This is a genomic window from Afipia sp. OHSU_II-C1, assembly GCF_000497575.1.
GTDB lineage: Bacteria > Pseudomonadota > Alphaproteobacteria > Rhizobiales > Xanthobacteraceae > Afipia.
The window spans coordinates 380,835-400,252 of record NZ_APJI01000004.1 but is presented as its reverse complement, the minus strand read 5'-3'; the positions used below and the strand labels follow the sequence as shown (position 1 = coordinate 400,252).

The window sequence follows — 19,418 nt, the reverse complement described above, 5'->3', positions numbered from 1 at the left end:
GGTGGATTGCTTCGCTTCGCTCGCAATGACAGGAACTACGACCCCTGCCGCAACCGGGCAAGTACCTTCAACCCCGCGTAGCCGTCAGCGGGCAGCAGTCCCGTTTTGGTCTGGAAATCCTTGACGGCCTTCATGGTGTCGTTGCCGACGCGGCCATCGGTGCCGCCGGTGTCGAACCCGGCGTTGGTAAGGCGTGTCTGGACTTCCTGCACCTCGGCGAGCGTCAGCGCGCGCTCCGATCCGGGGAAGGGCTGTACGAACGGGCCGGCACCGAGAATCCGGTCGCCGAGATGCACAATGGCAAGCGCATAGTTCATCGAGGGGTTGTAGCTCTTCACCGCGTAGAAGTTCGGGCCGAGCAGGAAGGACGGTCCGCCCTGCACAGGCACCCATAATTGCGCCATGTCTGTAGGACGTGGAAACGGTTTGCCATCCGCGCGGCTGACGCCTGCCGCCGCCCATTGGGCGTAACTCTTGTTGCCACTGCCGCCGCTCGCGCCTTTCACCTCATAGCCCCAATGCTCGCCGCGTCGATATTTGCCACGGTTGACGAGATAGCGCGCGCTGGAGCCGAGAGCGTCGTCCGGGCGCCCAAAGGGCGAGACCCGCCCGTCGCCGTCATAGTCGAACCCGACATTCAGCCAGACCTCCGGCATCCACTGGGTGTGCCCCATCGCGCCGGCCCACGAGCCGCGCATTTCTTCCGGCGTGCTCCAGTGCTTGTCGACGATGCGCAGGGCGTTGATCAGCTCGGTTTCCCAATAGGTCTTGCGGCGCGGCTCGTTCCACGCCAGCGCGGCGAGGGACGGAAAGACCGGGCGCATATGGTTCTGCTGGACGAGCGGATCGCCATACGCCGTCTCGACGCCCCACAGCGCGAGCAGCGTGCCGCGTTCGACGCCAAAGTCCTTTTCGATCCGGCTGAACAGAGCGTTGTATTTTTGAAGCGCGACCTTTCCCGCGGACAAACGCCAGTCCGAGACGCGGCGGTTGATGTACTGCCAGAGCTGCTCGTTGAACTCGGGCTGCTTGCGCATCTTCTCGAACACGCTCATGTCCGGCTCAACCCGGCTGAGGCAACGAATATAGGTGCCCTCGGAAATGCCGCGTGCCAGCGCGCGGGCGCGAAAGCCCTCACGCCATTGATCGAAACCAGGCGGGGCTGCGAGAGCCCGAAGCGGATTGGCGATCAATGCGCCGGCGCCAATCGCAGAGCCAAGCAGCACTCGCCGCGTCAGAGAGGTCGCCCCCGGAGAATCTTTTTGCGTCATGCAGCCAGTCTAGCGCGGCTTTGGTAGCCGGGCCAAAGGCCAAACTGCCGCGGAACCGGATACCTAGCGGCCTTCGCCTTCCTTGACAGCACCTGCCGGAAGCTCTGGGGGCGGCAAGGCATGCGCCATCGCCGGCGCTTCCGGCGGCGGCTGGATGAATTCGCGGCCACGTCCGCCGATCAGGCGCTCGTACGATGAGATCAGCGTGACGTAGGGATTGACCCAGAGCCAGCCGTCGCGTGTGAACACCTGCACGTCGAAATGGAGATGGTTGGTCGTTCCGCCGGGGCGATCCTGATAGTTCGAGACCACGCCGATCTTTTCGCCTTCGCTGACGCGCCGTCCATGCAGGACGCCGTCCGCATCGAGCCGCGCGGGGTTCATGTGCATGTAACGGAAACGGATGTGTTCGTTGCGCGTGTTGACCAGCAGAAATGCCGCCTGTTGCCTGGGCGACCTGATCAGCACGCCGTCGCGAACCGCGACCGTCGCAAACAGGTCGGGGATACAGCGATCCGCGCCATCGTTGCGCAGGTGACATGACGAGGGGCGGATATCCTGGCCCTGATGGCCCATGCCATTGGCGCACTGTCCGACCTCGAAGTCGCGCGTCTCGCAAAAATTGTCCTGCCAGGGGTAGCTGTAATTCTCCTTGGCGGATTCATCGAATACCAGCGGCTTGTCGTTGCGCCTGCAGCGGTACTGATCACCTTTCGTTGGCGCGAATGACACCCGCCCCGTGAGGTTGCAGTCGCCCCAGTTCATGAAGGATTGCGAATTGGCGAACGCCGGAGCCTTCTCGATGGGAAACCGGATCTGCGAGTAAACGGTAAAGTCCTCGTGGCCGCCCTGTCCGCGATATCCGCTGTTGGCGATGATCTCGCCCGGCGGGCGATAGGTGAAATCCGCCGAGTATTCGATCGGACGCTCCGAGACATATGAGGCGATGTTCGAACGTGGATCGCGGGGCGTGCCGCCAGCGATCCGCAAGGCCTTAAGGAACCGTTCGGCGACCGGCGAGGCCTCACGGCAGGACAGACGCCGGCTGCGCGCAACGCTATCGAGGCATTGAATCGATACCACGTATGGAACGCCGAAGCGCGTGAACGCATAACGCACATGGCCTTCGCGGATCACGCGGCGAAGGTTTGGATATTGCGTGGCCAGTGATTTTACCTGCTCGCCTTTGCCAGCCAGCGGGTCTCTGATGTCATAGGTCAACAGCGATGCGGTGATCTGGACCTCGACGGGCTCCAGATACACACGAGACGGCATGTTGTCGCCGGCACCCCGGTCGAGCAGGAAGACAGCGTCGTAGCCGGCTGAACCGGCCTCGAACATGCTGGCGGCCCGGAAACCAGCCTGATAGCGCGGGATCAGAAGGTTGATTGCGCCGCCTTGGCGATCAGCAAGATAAAGCGCGCTATCGAACGGCAACAGGACCGGGACGGGACTGAGTTCGACCCCGGAGAAAATAGGCGATGTGACCGCATTGATCTGCGAGATCGCCGTAATGCGCTGTGCATTGAACTGCGACGGCTGGTTTCGCGACGGGAAGTTGAAGTTATCGACAGCCACCAGCTGTGAGTCGATCTCGGCCCTGAGCTGATTGACGGCTGCCGGCCAGTCCGGCGTGACGAACGAAATCGCGGGCGTTTTGAATTCGGCGGCGCGAGTGGGGTGAGCGAGGAGGAACAGCGAGGCAACGAACAGAAAAAAGCACCAGAGCTTCCCCGATGCGTTTCTTCCGCCTGTAACTGCTCCCGCTGCCCTCAATACATCCTCGCGAGATCTACCCTTAGTCCTTGGCGCGCTCGACGTAAGAACCGTCTTCCGTCAGGACCACGATGCGCGTTCCCGTGCCGATGTGCGGCGGAACGCCGGTGCGGATACCGTTGGAAAGAATGGCCGGCTTGTAGGAGGAGGACGCGGTCTGTCCCTTGGTCACCGGTTCTGTCTCGACGACCTCAAGAGTGACACGCTGCGGCAATACGATCGCAACTGCATTGCCTTCGAAAATCGAAAGCTTCACGGTCATGTTTTCCTGCAGGTACGGTGCCTGCGTGCCGACCACGTCCTTCGGAACCAGAAGCTGATCGTAGTTTTCGTTGTTCATGAAATGGAAGCCGTCGCCGTCTTCGTAGAGGTAGTTGAAGTCGCGGTCCTCGACGAATGCGCGCTCGACCTGATCGGTGGTCTTGTAGCGCTCGGACACCTTGGTGCCGTCGCTGATTCGGCGCATTTCGATCTGGCTGACCGGGGTTCCCTTGCCGGGATGGATGTTCTCCGCGCTCAGAACGACATATAGCTTGCCGTCCTGCTCAATGATGTTGCCCTTGCGGATCGAACTGGCGATGACTTTCACAGATAGGTTTCCTAATGTTCAGGGCCGGTCGCGGCGCCGGAACGGCGCTTCAGGGTCCGGCAAGGCAGTTTCGGGCCGCAACATACCGATTTGGACCGGTAAAGCCAGCATTTTGCTGCGGAATCGGGCTTTTCGCCCATGAGTATAGACCAGGAATCCTCCCCTTGGTGGACACCCGGCCGCCATGTGGACCGCAAGCCGTTTTTGCAGGCGCGCAGCGCGATTTCCCGCGCCCTGAGGGACTGGTTCGAGGACGAGGGATTCGTCGAGGTCGAAACCGGAATCCTTCAGAAATCGCCCGGGAACGAGACCCATCTCCATGCCCCCGCGGCGGATCTGACCTTGGCCTCTGGCGAGAAGTCGAGATACTTCCTTCGGACGTCGCCTGAATTCGCCTGCAAGAAATTGCTGGCGGCGGGAGAGAAGCAGATCGTGGAGTTCGCCCGGGTGTTCCGGGATCGCGAGCGCGGTCCACTGCATCTGCCGGAATTCACGATGTTGGAATGGTATCGCGCCAACGAGGGCTATGAGGCGGTGATGGCCGATACGGTGGTCGCCATTGCGCATGCCGCTCAGACCACCGGGATCGGCACGTTTTCGTTCAGGGGAAAGGTGGCCGATCCGTTTGCCGAACCTGATCTGCTCACCGTCGCCGAGGCGTTTACCCGTTTTGCTTCTATCGATCTGCTTGCAACGATTCCGGATGGACGAGCCGATCGTGAGGCGTTGGCGGCAGCGGCGGCGAGCCGTGTCCGCGTCACCGATGACGACACCTGGTCGGACATCTTCAGCAAGGTCTTGGTCGAGCATGTCGAACCACATCTGGGGCAGGGCCGTTTGACGATTCTCTACGAATACCCTGCGCCGGAATCGGCCCTGGCGCGGGTCAAAGCATCCGATCCGCGTGTCGCGGAACGATTTGAAGTTTATGCCTGCGGTGTGGAGCTTGCGAACGGATTCGGCGAACTGATCGATGCGCAGGAGCAGCGCGCGCGCTTCACCGCGTCGATGGACGAGAAGGAGCGCCGCTACGGCGAACGCTATCCGCTCGATGAGGAGTTTCTCGCCGCGATGGCGCAGATGCCGGAGGCCTGCGGCGTGGCGCTGGGCTTCGATCGCCTGGTGATGTTGGCGAGCGGGGCGACCCGGATCGATCAGGTGGTGTGGACACCGCGGGAAGGTGACGCATGACCCGTCGCGCTATTGCAACCTTGCGAACCGCCGCGGACCTGATCGAGCACGGACTTGCCCCGTCCGAAAACTTGTCCGAACTGGACAAAGTCGCCGCGCGTTACGCCGTGGCGGTCACGCCGGATGTCGCGGCGCTGATTGATGCGTCGGACCCGAACGATCCTATCGCGCGCCAATACGTTCCATCCGCCGATGAACTGGTCACGCATCCAATCGAGAACGCCGATCCGATCGGGGACCATACGCATTCGCCGGTCAGCGGCATCGTGCATCGCTATCCTGATCGCGTGCTGTTCAAGCTGGTACATGTCTGCGCGGTGTACTGCCGGTTCTGCTTCCGCCGCGAAATGGTGGGACCGGGGAAGGAGACCGCTCTTTCCGACGATGTTTATTCAAAGGCGCTGGATTACATTCGCGCCCATTCGGAGATATGGGAAGTCATTCTGACCGGCGGCGATCCGCTGATGCTTGCGGCGAGGCGGCTCAAGGAAATCATGGCGGATCTTGCCGCCATCGATCACGTCAAGATCATCCGCATTCACACCCGCGTGCCGGTCGCCGATCCCGGCCGGGTCACTGACGAGACCGTCGATGCGCTGAAGGCGATGGGCGCGACGACATGGGTCGCGCTGCACGCCAATCATCCGCGTGAACTGACGGGGGATGCTCGCACTGCCTGTGCGCGAATGATCGACGCCGGCATCCCGATGGTTAGCCAATCAGTGCTGCTGCGCGGTGTGAACGACAATGCAGCGACGCTGGAGGCGCTGATGCGCAGCTTCGTCGAATGCCGCATCAAGCCGTATTACCTGCATCACGGCGATCTTGCCCCGGGTACGGCTCACCTCCGCACCACGCTTGAGGAAGGGCAAAGGCTGATGCTGTCGCTGCGGGGGCGCGTGTCAGGCTTATGCCAGCCCGATTATGTGCTCGATATTCCCGGCGGTCATGGCAAGGCGCCGATAGGACCACAATATCTGTCACAGACGGGTAAAGACGGGCACGACCGGCGGTATCGCGTCGTGGATTACTGCGGCGACGTGCACCTTTATCCGCCACCGGAATAGATGACCGAGCCCGAACCTCCTGAAAATGATGGCCATCGCGGCGTTGAAAACGCTGTGATGCTCGGCTTTTTTGTCGTGCTGGTCACCGCAGGTATCTGGCTGCTCGGATCGATGGCGGATATCCGCAAGACACAGGATTGTGCGGCGCAGGGCAGACGTAACTGCGCAACGATAGAAAATCCCTCTCATTCCCGGTAGACTACCCTCACGCTGAGGAATCGTTACTGGTGGAGGTGTGATATGAGGAAATCCATCCCGATCGCCATGATGGCGTTGCTGTTAGCGGCGTCAGGCGCAATGGCTCAGAGCAAAAGCGGGACGACGACCGGTCCCTCTGCGACAACGAGCTCGGGCGGCGTTCCCCCGGCACCCGTCGGACATCGTCAGCCACGTGCGAGCGATGTGCCCTCCAATCAGGAAAAGAACTACACCGAGTCCGCTGAGGACAAGGCGCTCGATCGCAAGATCAAGAGCATTTGCAGAGGCTGCTAAATTCGCAGCCTCTGAGCATCACATATTTTTCGCCGCGAGCGCCATCCCGATCAGGGATGTGCCGCCGAAGACGAGATTGATGCCGACCAATAGCCCGATGGCCCATGCCGCTGAACCGGGAAGCCCGGCGATGATCAGTGCGGCCACCACAAGATCAACGAGACCGGACACCAGCAGCCATCCCCAGCGGCCGGAAAATTCCTTGCGGTGGGCGAGGGCATACATGATGGTGGTGATGCCTTCGGCAATGAAATAGGCGCTGACCACGAGGGTGAGCGTCAGCGTCCCGGCGACCGGCTGAACGATCAGGATGAGGCCGGCAGCTAGCGCAAGAGCCGCGGAGAGCAACGACCACCAGAAGCCGGGCATGTCGCGCGTGGTGAACGTCAGGTAGAGACCCACAGCTCCGCTGATCAGGAACAGCCAGCCCAGGAAGATCGTGACCGCGATGCTGGCGAGAAGCGGGATCGCAATCGCCGCCATTCCCAAAATCACCAGCACGATGCCTTCGATCAGGAAGGCTTTCCAGTTTGCCTTAACTGCTTCTCTCATCTGCGTTTGGAGCCGGGCGACATCCTCAGGCATCGTCATCGATGATCTCCATTTCCTGATCCGGTCTCACCGGCCCGCTCAAGACTAGTCCTGCGGCGGGCTGGTTGTTAAGGGCCTTTCGTTTCACTCAATCCAGAATGGCTACAGCTCTCGTCCAGCCGGCGGACGCGCGTTCGATCTTCACCGGGAAGCAGGACACGGTGAACCCCGTCGAGGGCAACTGCTCCAGATTGTGAAGTTTTTCGATGTGACAGTACCCGATGTGACGGCCGGCCTTGTGGCCCTCCCAGATCAGGCTCGCGTCCTTCGTCTCGGCATATTTCTTTGCGGTGTAAACGAACGGCGCATCCCAGCTCCAGCCGTCGATACCGGTGAGGCGCACGCCGCGCTCCAGCAGGTACATCGTGGCTTCGTATCCCATCCCGCATCCGGAAGTGACGTAGTCCTGCTGTCCGTACTTCACGCCGGCGCTGGTGTTGACCACGACGATCTCAAGCGGCTTGAGGGTGTGCCCGATGCGCTTGAGCTCGTTCTCGACATCGGCGGCGGTGGCTACATAGCCGTCGGGGAGGTGGCGGAAGTCGAGTTTGACGCCGGGCTGGAAACACCACTCCAGCGGCACCTCATCGATGGTCCATGAGCGCTCGCCGCGGTTCATCGTCGGATGGAAGTGATAGGGCGCGTCGAGATGAGTGCCGTTGTGCGTCGAGAGGTTGACCTGTTCGACCGCCCAGCCCTGACCGTCGGGGAGGTCTTCCTTCTTCAGGCCGTCGAAGAAGGACAGCATGCGCGGCAACCCCTGCTGGTGATCGATGTACTGGATCGTCGGATGGCCGCCGGGGGGATCCGCAGGCACGTCGTTCTGGAGGGGGACGGAAATGTCGATCAGCTTGCGGGTCATGTGTCTGGCTCCGGCGGCTTTGCCGGACAGTCCCGGCAGGCTTTCGGCCGAGTGTGCATGAAGTTGCGGAGAGCGCTCAAGCGGGGTATCTCGCGGCTTGCCGCAGCCGCGAAACGCCATTATACGTTCCCCCGCGTCGGCCAAATTTCCTCGGGGGTTGGGTCCGGCGTTCGCCCCAACATTGCTAACCTGTTGGTTTTGCGCGACTAATGCTCCCTTCGTCTATCGGTTAGGACGCCACCCTTTCACGGTGGAGAGAGCGGTTCGATTCCGCTAGGGAGCGCCACTTAATTCCATCTCATCGCTAGCAACGTGAAATCTGCGATCTCGCGGAACCGTTTGGTCCTGCCCGCCATTGTCTCTGCAGGGAGGCTTCATGGGAGGCTGCGATGGCTGACCACTGGCAACAAATCCACGTAAGTCCCGCCGAGCATATCGGTACCCCGGGCCTTGAGGACGCCGCTTATATCGCAAGCTGGGCGCTGAGCGGCGCCGCTGTGCTGGGCGTCGTTCTGCTGGTTTGGCATTTCCACATCTGAACGCGGCTGATGGGCCGTAAAGGCGCTCCGCGATGCGGATATGAGCCTGTGCCTGTAGTTAATGTTTTAGATAAGCTGGCTTATTTATTGGATTAAGAGTCGTCAGCAGCGAGAGTATTCATCTTCCTTTATGACTCGGCACAAGCCGCTTCCATCCGGGGCTCGCCCGCCCGATGGAATGCATTATGCTGCGTTTCCATGAGTCACCCTTCGCTTTCCCGCATCGTCAGCCGGTTCAAACGCGAGCCTTCGCGCACCGGTTCTCTCATCATCACGTTCTATGGCGATGCCATTCTGCCGCGCGGCGGATCGGTGTGGCTTGGAACGCTGCTCCAGTTCCTGGACATGCTGGGGACCGACGGCGGCGTGGTCCGTACGGCTGTGTCCCGTCTTGCCGCCGACGGCTGGCTGGATCGGGACAGGGCTGGCCGGAAGAGTTTCTACAAGCTTGCAAAGAGCGGGCGTGAACGTTTCGAGACGGCCGTGGAGCACGTCTACAATCCACATCCGTCGAATTGGGCAGGGCGCTTTGAACTCCTGCTGATCGGAAACGGCGCGGACCGCGAGGCGTCGCGATCGGCGTTGGCCGAGGCCGGCTTTGGAAGTCCGATGCCCGGTGTCTGGGTCGCTCCCTCGGACGCCCCCGTGCCATCCGTTGCCGAAGGTGCGATCCGGCTTGAAGTTTCGGCTGACAACGCGACGGGACGGCAACTGGCGGCCGCGAGCTGGTCGCTGGAGCGGACCGCGGAATCGTATCGTGAGTTCGTGAAAACGTTTGCGCCGCTCGAAGGCTGGATCGGCGGTGCCGACAAGGTCTCTCCCGCGGACGCCATCCTCGCGCGGATTCTTCTGATCCATCACTACCGGCGGGTGATCCTCCGCGATCCTCTGCTCCCCGCCGGCCTGTTGCCGTCAGCCTGGCCGGCTCTCGAGGCGCGCCAGCTTTGTGCGAGGCTTTATCAAGCCTTTCTGCCGGCTTCAGAATCCTGGCTCGACGCCCATGGCGAAAGTGCCACCGGCCCGCTGCGTTCCCCGGGGCCGGAACTTCGTCGCAGGTTTTCGGATGTGCAGCGCGATATGTTACAAAAATAACTTGATGAGTTATTTTTATGTTATATATTGGCTGGTGTCTCCTGGGAGGAAACGGCGATGTACACGCAAGCACTCAATGCATCGGAAGGTGAAGTCATTCACGTTGAGGACGCGGAGCGTGCAGCGCAATTTCAGGCGCGCATTGATGCCGACGACCGGATCGAGCCGAACGACTGGATGCCCGCCGCGTATCGCAAGACGCTGACGCGTCAGATTTCCCAACACGCCCACTCGGAAATTGTCGGCATGCTGCCCGAGGGCAACTGGATCACCCGCGCGCCGACCTTGCGCCGCAAGGCCGCGCTGCTCGCCAAGGTGCAGGACGAGTGCGGTCACGGGCTCTATCTCTATGCCGCCGCTGAAACGCTTGGCTCCTCGCGCGAAGAGCTTGTCGATGCGATGCTGAGCGGCAAGGCGAAGTACTCCTCGATTTTCAATTATCCGACACCGACCTGGGCCGATATCGGCGCGATCGGCTGGCTGGTCGATGGCGCGGCGATCATGAACCAGATTCCGCTCTGCCGCTGTTCGTATGGTCCTTATGCGCGCGCCATGATCCGCGTCTGCAAGGAAGAGTCGTTCCACCAGCGCCAAGGCTACGAAATCATGCTCACGCTGTCGCGCGGCACCGAAGAGCAAAAGGCCATGGCGCAGAACGCGCTGGACCGCTGGTGGTGGCCATGCCTGATGATGTTCGGTCCTCCGGACAGTCAAAGCCAGCATAGTGACCAGTCGACGGCCTGGAAGATCAAGCGGTTCTCGAACGACGATCTGCGCCAGAAGTTCGTCGATGCGACCGTGCCGCAAGCCCATTATCTCGGCCTCACGATTCCCGATGCCGACCTCAAGTGGAACGAGCAGACGAAGCACTGGGAATACGGCGCAATCGACTGGGACGAATTCAGGCAGGTGCTTTCAGGCAACGGCCCGTGCAACCGCGATCGCATGGCCGCGCGCCGCAAGGCGCACGAGGAGGGCGCGTGGGTGCGTGAGGCTGCGGCCGCCTATGCCGCGAAACAGCAGGCGCGCAGTGCGACTGCGGTCGCAGCCTAGGAGGCGGTCATGACAACTCAGAATGTTCAGCTTTGGGAAGTTTTCATCCGCAGCCGTAACGGCCTTGCGCACAAGCACGTCGGCTCGCTGCATGCAGCGGATGCGACGCTGGCGCTCCAGGCGGCGCGCGATATCTACACACGGCGCGGCGAGGGACTTTCGATCTGGATTGTGCCGTCGAATGCGATCATCGCGTCCGATCCGTCCGAGAAGGGCATGATGTTCGAGCCGGCAATGTCGAAGATCTATCGCCATCCGACCTTCTACGACGTGCCGGACGAAGTCGGGCACATGTAACACGGCGTATTGGCGCACGCGTCATTGCGAGGAGCGAAGCGACTTTGAGACGCTTCATACATGGATTGCTTCGCTTCGCTCGCAATGACGAGCGGATTTAGCCGGGACATTACATCATGACCGCTTCTTCGATCAAAGTCACTGAAAGTCCATTGGTCCTCTACGCGCTGCGCCGGGCCGACGACGCGCTGATCCTCGGCCATCGTGTGTCGGAATGGTGCGGTCACGCGCCGATGATGGAAGAGGATATGGCGCTCGCCAATATGGGCCTCGATCTGATCGGGCAGGCGCGCGAACTTTACACCTACGCCGCCAAGGTCGAAGACGCGGGTAACGACGAGGACAAGCTCGCCTATCTGCGCGATGTGCGCCAGTACCGCAATCTGCTGCTCGTGGAGCAACCGAACGGTGATTTCGCGCGCACCATCACGCGGCAATTCTTCTATTCGGCTTTCGCCGATCCGTATTGGCGCGCGATGATGAACTCGAAAGATGCGACGCTGGCCGCGATTGCCGCGAAGTCCGAGAAGGAAAGCGCGTATCACTTGCGTCACACCTCGGAATGGATGATCCGCCTCGGCGACGGCACCGACGAGAGCCATCGCCGTGTACAGACCGCGATCGATGATCTCTGGGCCTTTACCGGCGAGTTGTTTCATGCCGACCAAAGCGACGCGGAACTGATTTCCTCCGGCATTGCGATCGATCCGGAAACTCTGCGAGGTACTTGGGCCGACACCGTTTCCAATGTTCTCGGCGTTGCGACGCTCAAGCGTCCCGCCAGCGACTGGATGCAGAAGGGCGGCCGCTCCGGCAATCACACGGAGCACCTTGGGCATCTGCTCAGCGAACTGCAATCGATGCAACGAACTTTCCCGAACGCGACATGGTAGCCGAAAGCACCAGCCATGATCTTCGCCAGACGGCATGGAATGCCGCAGCGCAGGTGGTCGACCCGGAGATTCCGGTTTTGACCATCGCGGATCTTGGTGTGCTGCGCGATGTCACGGTGACGGACGGCACGGTTGAAGTTGCCATCACGCCGACCTATTCCGGCTGTCCGGCAATGAACATGATCGCGCTCGAAATCGAACTGGCGCTGGAGCGCGAAGGCATCCGCAATTCGAAAGTGCGCACCGTGCTCTCGCCGGCCTGGACGACGGACTGGATGAGCGAGCAGGGCCGCCGGAAGCTGAAGGAGTATGGCATTGCGCCGCCGCAAGCCGGTGGTGGCCGCCGTGCGCTATTCGGCGAGCAGGAAGTCGCCTGTCCGCAGTGCGGCTCCGTGAATACCGAAGTACTTTCCGAATTCGGCTCGACGTCCTGCAAGGCGCTGTGGCGCTGCAAGGCCTGCCGGGAGCCGTTCGACTATTTCAAATGCCATTGAGCGAGGCTGTAATGTCGCATGTTCCGAAATTCCATCGTCTGGCGGTGGCGGACCTGAGGCGCGAGACCGCCGATGCGGTCTCAATGACGTTTGCCATTCCAGGCGAACTGGCCGGCGATTACGCCTTCGCGCCGGGACAATATCTGACGCTGCGCACGACCATGGATGGTGAGGAAGTCCGGCGCTCGTATTCGATTTGCTCGAGCCCTGACGATCATGAGCTCCGTATTGCCGTCAAAAAGGTCGATGGCGGCGCGTTCTCTAGCTGGGCGCTTGATGAATTGAAGTCCGGCGACGAACTGGACGTGATGACACCTACCGGCCGCTTCGGTGTGGCGCATGCGCCGGATCAGGCGCGCATCCATGTCGGCTTTGCCGCCGGCTCCGGCATCACGCCGATCATGTCCATTGTGCGCGGCATTCTCGCGCGCGAACCCAACAGCCGCTTTTTTCTGTTCTACGGGAATCGGACTACCAACGGCATCCTGTTCCGGGAAGCGCTGGAAGAGCTGAAGGATCGCTTTATGGGGCGCCTTTCGGTGTTCCATGTGCTGTCGCAGGAAGAGCAGGACCTGCCCATTCTGTACGGTCGTCTCGACCGTGAGAAGGTCAGTGTGTTGTTGCGATCAATGGTGCCCGCGGCGGCGGTCGATCATGTGTTCGTCTGCGGGCCGCTTGCGATGAGTGAGGAGATCGAGGCGACCTGCATCGATCTTGGCATTCCCAAGGATCACGTCCATGTCGAGCGCTTCGTCTCGGAATTCGGCGGCAAGCCGCGGCCGAAGGTTCAGGTCGCGCCGGAAGCACCCCCCAAAGCTGTTGCGTCACTGATCGTGGACGGCAAGCGCAAGGATGTGCCGATTGCCGAAGGCGAAGTGATTCTCGACGCAGCGCTGCGTGCGGGCATGGATCTGCCCTACGCCTGCAAGGGCGGCATGTGCTCGACATGCCGTGCGAAGGTCGTCGAAGGCGAAGTGACGATGGACGTGAACTATTCGCTCGAGCCCTGGGAGCTAGAAGCAGGCTTTGTGCTCACCTGCCAGGCCCATCCGGTCTCAAGTCGTGTCGTGGTCGATTACGACCAGATGTAATTTATTTGGCGTCGCGCATGAGCGCGTAGGCCGTCTGCGCCATCGCGACAGGCCGTTCGTCGCCATCGGTTCGCAGCGTGATGCTGCCAAAGGCCATGGTCTTGCCCAGCCTCACCACGCGGGCTTCCGCCAGAACGTCCGCGCGCATCGCGGGGCGCATGAAGTGGATGCTCTGATCCACCGTGGTCATCGGGAAATAGCCACCGGCTGCCGACGCGACAGCGATGATCATCGCGGTATCGGCAAAGCTCATTAGCGCCTGTCCGCAGACCACGCCGTTATCGCGACAGAGCTTCTCCGAAAAGCGCATCCGCAGCACCGCTTCGTCGGCAGTGACGCTTTCCACGGTGAGGTCTAAATCCTGCACCCATGGTGCTGGAGCTGATTTCAAAAGCTCAAGGGCGGCGGTCTTGTCGAACGTCGTCATGCAAAATTCCTGATCTGGATGTTTAGGCGAGTGTAACGGGAAGCGTTGTGAAGCCACGAAACCGCACGCGCCTTGCACGATGCGCCGGGCCGGCGGCTGTAAAGTGCGGGAAGCGAGCAAGGAAACGGCCAATCGCGATGCGGCCTTCGAGGCGGGCGAGGGTGAGGCCGACGCAGGCGTGTGCACCGGATGCGAAGGCGAGATGGCGGTTTGGCGCGCGGGTAATGTCGAGGCGCTCCGGTTCGGCGAATACCTCCGGATCGCGATTGGCCGCGCCGATGCAGAGCGTAATGAGGGCTCCCTCCGGGAGTGTGACGCCGTCGATCTCGGCATCCTGAACCACGCGGCGATTGCCGAGCTGGTTTGAACTCTCAAAGCGCAGGAATTCTTCAACCGCCGTCTTGATGAGTGAGGGGTCATCGATCAGGCGTTGCCGTTGATCCGGAAACCGCAGCAGCAATTCAAGTCCATTTCCGATCAGGTTGGTGGTGGTCTCGTGACCGGCGTTCAAAATGAAAATGCAGTTCTGCAGAAGCTCGATTTCGCTAAGCCTGTCGCCGCTTGTCTCGCCCTGAATCAGGCGCGTCAGAACATCGTGCTCGGCATTACCGGGGCGCGCGCGGCGATCGGCAACGAGGCGACGGAGATAATCGAGAAATTCCCCGACGGCTTGTTCGCCACGTGCCTGAATTTCTTCCGTGAGGAACGGCTCCAGCGCGCCAAGAATCGCCAGCGACCAGCCGCGCAGCGGTGCGCGGTCTTCGTGAGGAATAGCCAGCAGGTTGCCGATCACCTCGACCGGGATGGCGGAGGCGAAGTCTTCGATCAGATCGGCCCTGCCGCGCGTCTCCATCTCATCAAGCAGACGATCGACAAGCGCGATCAGTCCCGGCTCCATTTCTGAAATGGCGCGGGGATTGAGCGCGCCCGCGATCAGGCGGCGCACGCGCGTATGAAGCGGCGGATCGTTAAAGACAAGACTTGTGGTGTGGTGCTGGAACAACAGCGAGCCGGTGCCGTACTTCGGCGCGAACTCGACCTTCTTGTCGGAGCTGAATCGCGTCGTATCCTTGTAGATTGCTTCGAGGTCACGGTGCCGTGTCAGGAATAGCGATCCGTCAGGCATCCAATGGATGGGCTCGGCCGATTGCAGCGCGCGATAGGTCGGGTAGGGATTCTCGTAGAACGCGTCGGGAAGGTCCTTCAAGGAGAAGGCGTGCGCAATCGCGGCGTCCTCGTCTGAAACCGGACGAGGGTCGTGTTGATCGGTATGCGCCGTTGCCGACACGTGCGGTCCTCGGCTTAGTACACGATGTCGTTGATCTGCACCACGGCCTGCGCCTTGGTAAATTTCGGAATATCCGAAAAGATTTCCTTGCCGTGAGCTTTGCCTGCGGCCTTGAAGTCGTCCATCGATCCGAAGGTCAGCAGCGCGGTCATCTGATAATCCGGCGCGCTGCCGTCGGGCTTCGCCACGCCTTTGATCGCCTGCGCGCTTTTGAGCCCGAGCGGGCCCCAGCGGTCCTTCACCAGCGGCATGTGTGTCTTGAGGTAGTAATCGGTGTCGAATGCTTCTCCGGCCGGATACATCACGGTGACGAGGATCATGGTTTTCTCCCTGGAGGTTATTTTTAGGCCGTTGGCCGGACAGCGTTCATGGTGAGAAGTTCGTAGGTTGCGGCGGACTCGTTCCTGTCAGTCAGGATTTCGACATCCCAGCGCACTTCGCCATACTGCTTGTTGCGCGGAGACTTGTCCTTCGCGGTGAGCCTGACCTTGATGGTTTCGCCAGGCTGGATCGGCTTGATGAAGCGAAGCGAGTCGAGCCCGTAATTCGCCAGCACCGGACCCGGATCGGGGTCGACGAACAATCCCGCGGCGAACGACAGCAGCAGATAGCCATGCGCGACGCGGCCCGGGAAGAACGGGTGACCCTTGGTTGCTTCCTCATCCATGTGCGCGTAGAAGGTGTCGCCGGTGAAATGGGCGAAATGCTCGATGTCCTCGAGCGTGATCGTGCGTTCCTTCGAGTAGAAGGTTTGGCCGATATCGAGGTCCTCGAAATGAAACCGGAACGGATGCCGGTCCTTCTCGATGATCGGAGCATTCTTCGTCCAGCTTCCGGTTACGCCGGTCAGCATGCGAGGTGAGCCCTGAAGAGCGGTGCGCTGCATGTAGTGATGCACGCTGCGTACGCCGCCGAGTTCCTCGCCGCCACCCGCTCGTCCGGGGCCGCCATGAACCATTTGCGGCATAGGAGAGCCGTGACCGGTCTGCTCCTTCGCGCAGTCGCGATCGATGATGACAAGCCGTCCGTGGAAGCTGCTGACGCCGAATACGAGGTCCGATGCCACCTTCGGATCATGGGTGTAGACCGACGCCACAAGACTGCCACCGCCGCGATTGGTCAGCGCAATGGCCTCCTCGAGATCGCTGTAGCCCATCACGATGCTGACCGGGCCAAACGCTTCGACCGAATGAACCCTCGTCGCCTGAATGGGGTTTGCGCAGTGCAGAAGGATAGGTGGCACAAACGCACCGCGAACAACATCCGCGCCCTGAACGTCGAAGTTATCCGGATCGCCCGCGACAAGCTGCGCTTCAGTCCGCAACGTCTTGACGTGGCTGAGCACGTCGCGGCGCTGATCGAGGCCAACTACCGGACCCATCCGCACGTTGTCCTGCTCGGGATTGCCGATCACGACCTTGTCCAAACGCTCGCGCAGCGCTTCGATCACGGGCTCGACATACGCCGACGGCGCGAGCACGCGGCGGATCGCCGTGCACTTCTGTCCGGCCTTGACCGTCATTTCCTTGGCGACTTCCTTGATGAAGAGATCGAACTCCGGCGTTCCGGGGCCGGAATCCGGTGCGAGGATTGCGGCATTGAGCGAATCCCGTTCAGCGACAAAGCGTACGGCCTCACGTGCGATTACCGGATGCCGCTGCAGCTTTTCGGATGTATCGGCGGAGCCGGTGAACGACACCACATCCTGGCAGGTCAGGTGATCGAACAGGTCGCCGGTTGAACCGACAATGAACTGGAACGCGCCTTCGGGAAGAATTCCGGATTCCGCGATCAGGCGTGCGAGCGCATGGGCGACGTAGGACGTGACAGTCGCTGGTTTCGACACGACAGGAACACCGGCCAACAGCGCAGGCGCGAGCTTTTCAAGTAGACCCCAGCAGGGGAAGTTGAAGGCGTTGATGTGTACCGCGACGCCCTGCAGCGACGTGATGATGTGTTGCCCGGCGAACGTTCCGCCTTTGCCCATGGGCTCAACAGAGCCATCCAGCAGGAAGGTCGAATTCGGGAGGTCGCGCCGGCCTTTCCCGGCGTAGACGAACAGCGTGCCGATGCCGCCATCGACATCGATGAGATTGTCTGTGCGCGTTGCTCCGGTCTGGAATGAAAGCTTGTAGAGCTGATCCTTCCGCTCGGTCAGATACTGCGCGAGCTTCTTGAGCATATCGGCACGCTGATGGAAGGTCAGCCGTCGAAGGTTCTTTCCGCCTGTGTTGCGGGCGTAGCCGAGGATGCCGTGCATGTCGAGCCCACCGCTGGTGGCCTCGGCAACAACATCGCCAGTGACGGCGCTGCGCACCTCAATAAGATCGCGGCCCGGTGCGGCCCACTGTCCGTTGACGTAGCTGTCGAGTTTCATGGGATCACTTCGATGTTGGGTGCTGGCGGCACCGGGTGAACAATCGGCCTATTCAGCCGCCGCGTTGCGCTTCGATGTCTTGGCGGGCGGCTTGAGCACATTGCGCGCTCCGTCGGAGATTAGCCTGGTGACAATGTCTGCATACTCGTCGCGGCTGACCGAACCTGTGCTTTTGAACCAGAGGTAGTGCCAGTTCACCATGCCGAACAGCGACATCGTAACCGGCGTGAGTATCTTCGTGCCTTTGAGATGAGGCGCGACACCGGCTACAGCGGCGGAAAAAATTCGAACGAGGTCGCGCTCCATGGCCTTGAGCTTGGCCTGTCGCTCCGCAGGGAGAAACCGCATGCTGCTGATCTGGACGTTGTGCTGTGAATCGGCATCCCGGTAGGCTTCCAGCAGCGCGGCAATCAGGCCGCGCAATCTCACCTCCGGCGCCGCAGCGGGATCATCCGCGGTCTCGACCACCTCCAGCAGCTCCTCGAGATGAAAGCGAATGACGTCGAACAGCAGTCCTTCCTTGTCCTTGTAGTAATGATAGAGATTGGCCTTGGACACGCCGCAGGCTTCCGCGATCTTGTTCATCGAGGCACGGTCGTAACCGTGCGCCGAGAAAAGCTCTGCGGAGCGATCCAGGATCGCCTGTCGTTTGTCGTCGTAATCGTTGGCGCGGCTGCGTGCCATGAGACGTTTTATTCCTTTGGCCGCTTGTCAATGACACGCTTGGCCTTGCCGACCGAACGCTCGATGCTTCCGGGATCGAGCACGGTGACAAGCGCGGTAATGCCGATGGTGTCTTTGACCGACAAAGCCAACTGCTTCGTCGCTGCTTCCCTCGCGGGAAAACTCGCATCCGGCCGCGCTTCGACCTGGATTTCGATATTATCCATGCGGCCGTCCCGGGTGAGAACAAGCTGGTAATGCAGCGACAGATCGTGAATGGCGAGCAGCTTTTCCTCAATCTGGGTGGGAAACACGTTGACGCCGCGAACGATCATCATGTCGTCGGAGCGGCCGGTGACTTTCTCCATGCGCCGCAGCGAGCGCGCCGTCCCCGGCAGCAATCGCGTCAGGTCACGCGTCCGGTAACGGATCACGGGCATGGCTTCCTTGGTCAGCGATGTGAAGACCAGTTCGCCTTTCTCGCCGTCGGGCAGCACTTCGCCGGTCACCGGATTGATGACTTCGGGATAGAAATGGTCTTCCCAGATGTGGAGTCCGTCCTTCGTCTCAACGCATTCGCTGGCGACGCCGGGTCCCATCACCTCGGACAGGCCATAGATGTCGACGGCGTGCAGGTCGAATGCTTCCTCGATTTCCTCGCGCATCGCGTTGGTCCACGGCTCGGCACCGAAAATGCCGATGCGCAACGATGACTTGCGTGGATCGAGGCCCTGTTTCCTGAATTCATCGAGGATCGCCAGCATGTACGAGGGCGTCACCATGATGACTTCGGGCTTGAAATCGTTGATGAGCTGAACCTGACGCTCGGTCATGCCGCCGGAGATGGGAATGACGGTGCAGCCGAGGCGCTCCGCGCCGTAATGCGCGCCAAGGCCGCCGGTGAACAGGCCATATCCATAGGCGATATGGACCTTCATGCCAGGGCGGCCGCCTGCGGCACGGATCGAGCGCGCGACCACGTCGCTCCACGTGTCGATATCGCGCTTGGTGTATCCGACAACTGTGGGCTTTCCGGTCGTGCCGGACGAGGCGTGGATGCGCGCGACCTTGGTTTCAGGGACGGCGAACATTCCGAAGGGGTAGTTGTCGCGCAGGTCGGTCTTGATCGTGAACGGAAACTTCGCGAGGTCCTCAAGGTTCTTGAACGAATCCGGACGGACACCCGCAGCGTCGAATTTGGCGCGATAGTGCGGCACATTCTCGTAAGCGTGCCGCAACGACCATGCCAGACGCTCGCGCTGAAGCGCGCGAATCTCGTCGCGGGACGCGACTTCATGAGGATCAAGCGCGGTGGGTTCGGGTGTGAGCCGATCGAGCTTACGCAGCGGAATCTGAAGCAATGGT

General features: G+C 61.1%; 22 protein-coding genes and 1 tRNA gene. 12 read left to right on the top strand and 11 right to left on the bottom strand.

The window, feature by feature from the left end:
• Positions 1–35 precede the first annotated feature (35 nt).
• The 3 genes from I554_RS0103990 to efp all read right to left on the bottom strand — a co-directional run bounded on the left by I554_RS0103990 (position 36) and on the right by efp (position 3,636).
• On the bottom strand, positions 36–1,271 hold the full coding sequence (locus I554_RS0103990; RefSeq protein WP_024577829.1) for a lytic murein transglycosylase: 1,236 nt from the start codon (positions 1,269–1,271) through the stop codon (positions 36–38).
• A gap of 63 nt (positions 1,272–1,334) precedes the next feature.
• A complete protein-coding gene (locus tag I554_RS0103985; RefSeq protein ID WP_024577830.1) occupies positions 1,335–3,047 on the bottom strand; it encodes a peptidoglycan DD-metalloendopeptidase family protein in 1,713 nt (570 codons plus the stop codon).
• A gap of 22 nt (positions 3,048–3,069) precedes the next feature.
• Positions 3,070–3,636 carry an elongation factor P gene (gene efp, locus I554_RS0103980; protein WP_024577831.1) on the bottom strand — a complete coding sequence of 189 codons (567 nt, stop codon included), beginning with the start codon at positions 3,634–3,636 and terminating at the stop codon, positions 3,070–3,072.
• A 138-nt stretch (positions 3,637–3,774) separates the two neighbouring features.
• Between efp and epmA the strand changes: the two genes are divergently transcribed.
• The 4 genes from epmA to I554_RS0103960 are packed head-to-tail and all read left to right on the top strand — an operon-like array spanning position 3,775 to position 6,386.
• Positions 3,775–4,827: an EF-P lysine aminoacylase EpmA gene (gene epmA, locus I554_RS0103975; RefSeq protein ID WP_024577832.1), complete on the top strand. Its 1,053-nt coding sequence runs from the start codon at positions 3,775–3,777 to the stop codon at positions 4,825–4,827.
• Positions 4,824–5,894, top strand: coding sequence for a lysine-2,3-aminomutase-like protein (locus I554_RS0103970; protein ID WP_024577833.1), 1,071 nt, complete (start codon positions 4,824–4,826; stop codon positions 5,892–5,894). The genes epmA and I554_RS0103970 overlap by 4 nt, the downstream gene beginning before the upstream one ends.
• Positions 5,895–6,092, top strand: coding sequence for a hypothetical protein (locus I554_RS0103965; RefSeq protein ID WP_006020438.1), 198 nt, complete (start codon positions 5,895–5,897; stop codon positions 6,090–6,092).
• Between the two features lie 42 nt (positions 6,093–6,134).
• On the top strand, positions 6,135–6,386 hold the full coding sequence (locus I554_RS0103960) for a hypothetical protein (RefSeq protein ID WP_024577834.1): 252 nt from the start codon (positions 6,135–6,137) through the stop codon (positions 6,384–6,386).
• An 18-nt stretch (positions 6,387–6,404) separates the two neighbouring features.
• On the opposite strand, the gene I554_RS0103955 is transcribed toward I554_RS0103960, so the two are convergent.
• Both I554_RS0103955 and I554_RS0103950 read right to left on the bottom strand, forming a co-directional pair.
• Positions 6,405–6,977, bottom strand: a complete 573-nt coding sequence (locus I554_RS0103955) for an HdeD family acid-resistance protein (protein WP_024577835.1) — start codon at positions 6,975–6,977, stop codon at positions 6,405–6,407.
• A gap of 88 nt (positions 6,978–7,065) precedes the next feature.
• The gene (locus I554_RS0103950; protein WP_024577836.1) at positions 7,066–7,839 is read right to left on the bottom strand and encodes a cyclase family protein; all 774 of its coding nucleotides are present in this window, start codon (positions 7,837–7,839) and stop codon (positions 7,066–7,068) included.
• 211 nt (positions 7,840–8,050) lie between these two features.
• Here I554_RS0103950 and I554_RS0103945 point away from each other — a divergent pair.
• The 8 genes from I554_RS0103945 (at position 8,051) to paaE (ending at position 13,298) form a co-directional block, all read left to right on the top strand.
• Positions 8,051–8,125 (top strand) — tRNA-Glu (locus tag I554_RS0103945).
• A gap of 103 nt (positions 8,126–8,228) precedes the next feature.
• The gene (locus tag I554_RS27175) at positions 8,229–8,378 is read left to right on the top strand and encodes a hypothetical protein (RefSeq protein WP_192817729.1); all 150 of its coding nucleotides are present in this window, start codon (positions 8,229–8,231) and stop codon (positions 8,376–8,378) included.
• Between the two features lie 198 nt (positions 8,379–8,576).
• Positions 8,577–9,470, top strand: a complete 894-nt coding sequence (gene paaX / locus I554_RS0103935; RefSeq protein ID WP_024577837.1) for a phenylacetic acid degradation operon negative regulatory protein PaaX — start codon at positions 8,577–8,579, stop codon at positions 9,468–9,470.
• Positions 9,471–9,527: 57 nt separating this feature from the next.
• Entirely contained in the window at positions 9,528–10,523 is a 996-nt protein-coding gene (paaA, locus tag I554_RS0103930; protein ID WP_024577838.1) for a 1,2-phenylacetyl-CoA epoxidase subunit PaaA, read from the top strand.
• Between the two features lie 9 nt (positions 10,524–10,532).
• Positions 10,533–10,820: a 1,2-phenylacetyl-CoA epoxidase subunit PaaB gene (gene paaB / locus I554_RS0103925; protein ID WP_024577839.1), complete on the top strand. Its 288-nt coding sequence runs from the start codon at positions 10,533–10,535 to the stop codon at positions 10,818–10,820.
• Between the two features lie 116 nt (positions 10,821–10,936).
• Positions 10,937–11,713 carry a 1,2-phenylacetyl-CoA epoxidase subunit PaaC gene (gene paaC / locus I554_RS0103920; RefSeq protein ID WP_024577840.1) on the top strand — a complete coding sequence of 259 codons (777 nt, stop codon included), beginning with the start codon at positions 10,937–10,939 and terminating at the stop codon, positions 11,711–11,713.
• Positions 11,707–12,207 (top strand): 1,2-phenylacetyl-CoA epoxidase subunit PaaD, encoded by a 501-nt coding sequence (paaD, locus tag I554_RS0103915; protein ID WP_024577841.1) that lies wholly within the window; start codon positions 11,707–11,709, stop codon positions 12,205–12,207. The genes paaC and paaD overlap by 7 nt, the downstream gene beginning before the upstream one ends.
• Positions 12,208–12,218: 11 nt before the next feature.
• Positions 12,219–13,298: a 1,2-phenylacetyl-CoA epoxidase subunit PaaE gene (gene paaE, locus I554_RS0103910; protein WP_024577842.1), complete on the top strand. Its 1,080-nt coding sequence runs from the start codon at positions 12,219–12,221 to the stop codon at positions 13,296–13,298.
• Between the two features lies 1 nt (position 13,299).
• Here paaE and I554_RS0103905 read toward each other — a convergent pair whose 3' ends face one another.
• Genes I554_RS0103905 through paaK form a run of 6 tightly spaced genes read right to left on the bottom strand, consistent with a single transcriptional unit; the run spans position 13,300 to position 19,414 of the window.
• Complete coding sequence (locus I554_RS0103905) at positions 13,300–13,725, bottom strand: PaaI family thioesterase (protein ID WP_024577843.1); 426 nt, start codon at positions 13,723–13,725, stop codon at positions 13,300–13,302.
• A 22-nt stretch (positions 13,726–13,747) separates the two neighbouring features.
• Complete coding sequence (locus tag I554_RS0103900) at positions 13,748–15,013, bottom strand: cytochrome P450 (RefSeq protein ID WP_024577844.1); 1,266 nt, start codon at positions 15,011–15,013, stop codon at positions 13,748–13,750.
• A 14-nt stretch (positions 15,014–15,027) separates the two neighbouring features.
• Positions 15,028–15,333: an EthD family reductase gene (locus tag I554_RS0103895; protein ID WP_024577845.1), complete on the bottom strand. Its 306-nt coding sequence runs from the start codon at positions 15,331–15,333 to the stop codon at positions 15,028–15,030.
• A gap of 23 nt (positions 15,334–15,356) precedes the next feature.
• Entirely contained in the window at positions 15,357–17,390 is a 2,034-nt protein-coding gene (gene paaZ / locus I554_RS0103890; protein ID WP_024577846.1) for a phenylacetic acid degradation bifunctional protein PaaZ, read from the bottom strand.
• Positions 17,391–17,438: 48 nt separating this feature from the next.
• Positions 17,439–18,074: a TetR/AcrR family transcriptional regulator gene (locus I554_RS0103885; protein ID WP_024577847.1), complete on the bottom strand. Its 636-nt coding sequence runs from the start codon at positions 18,072–18,074 to the stop codon at positions 17,439–17,441.
• A gap of 8 nt (positions 18,075–18,082) precedes the next feature.
• Complete coding sequence (gene paaK / locus I554_RS0103880) at positions 18,083–19,414, bottom strand: phenylacetate--CoA ligase PaaK (protein WP_024577848.1); 1,332 nt, start codon at positions 19,412–19,414, stop codon at positions 18,083–18,085.
• Positions 19,415–19,418 lie beyond the last annotated feature (4 nt).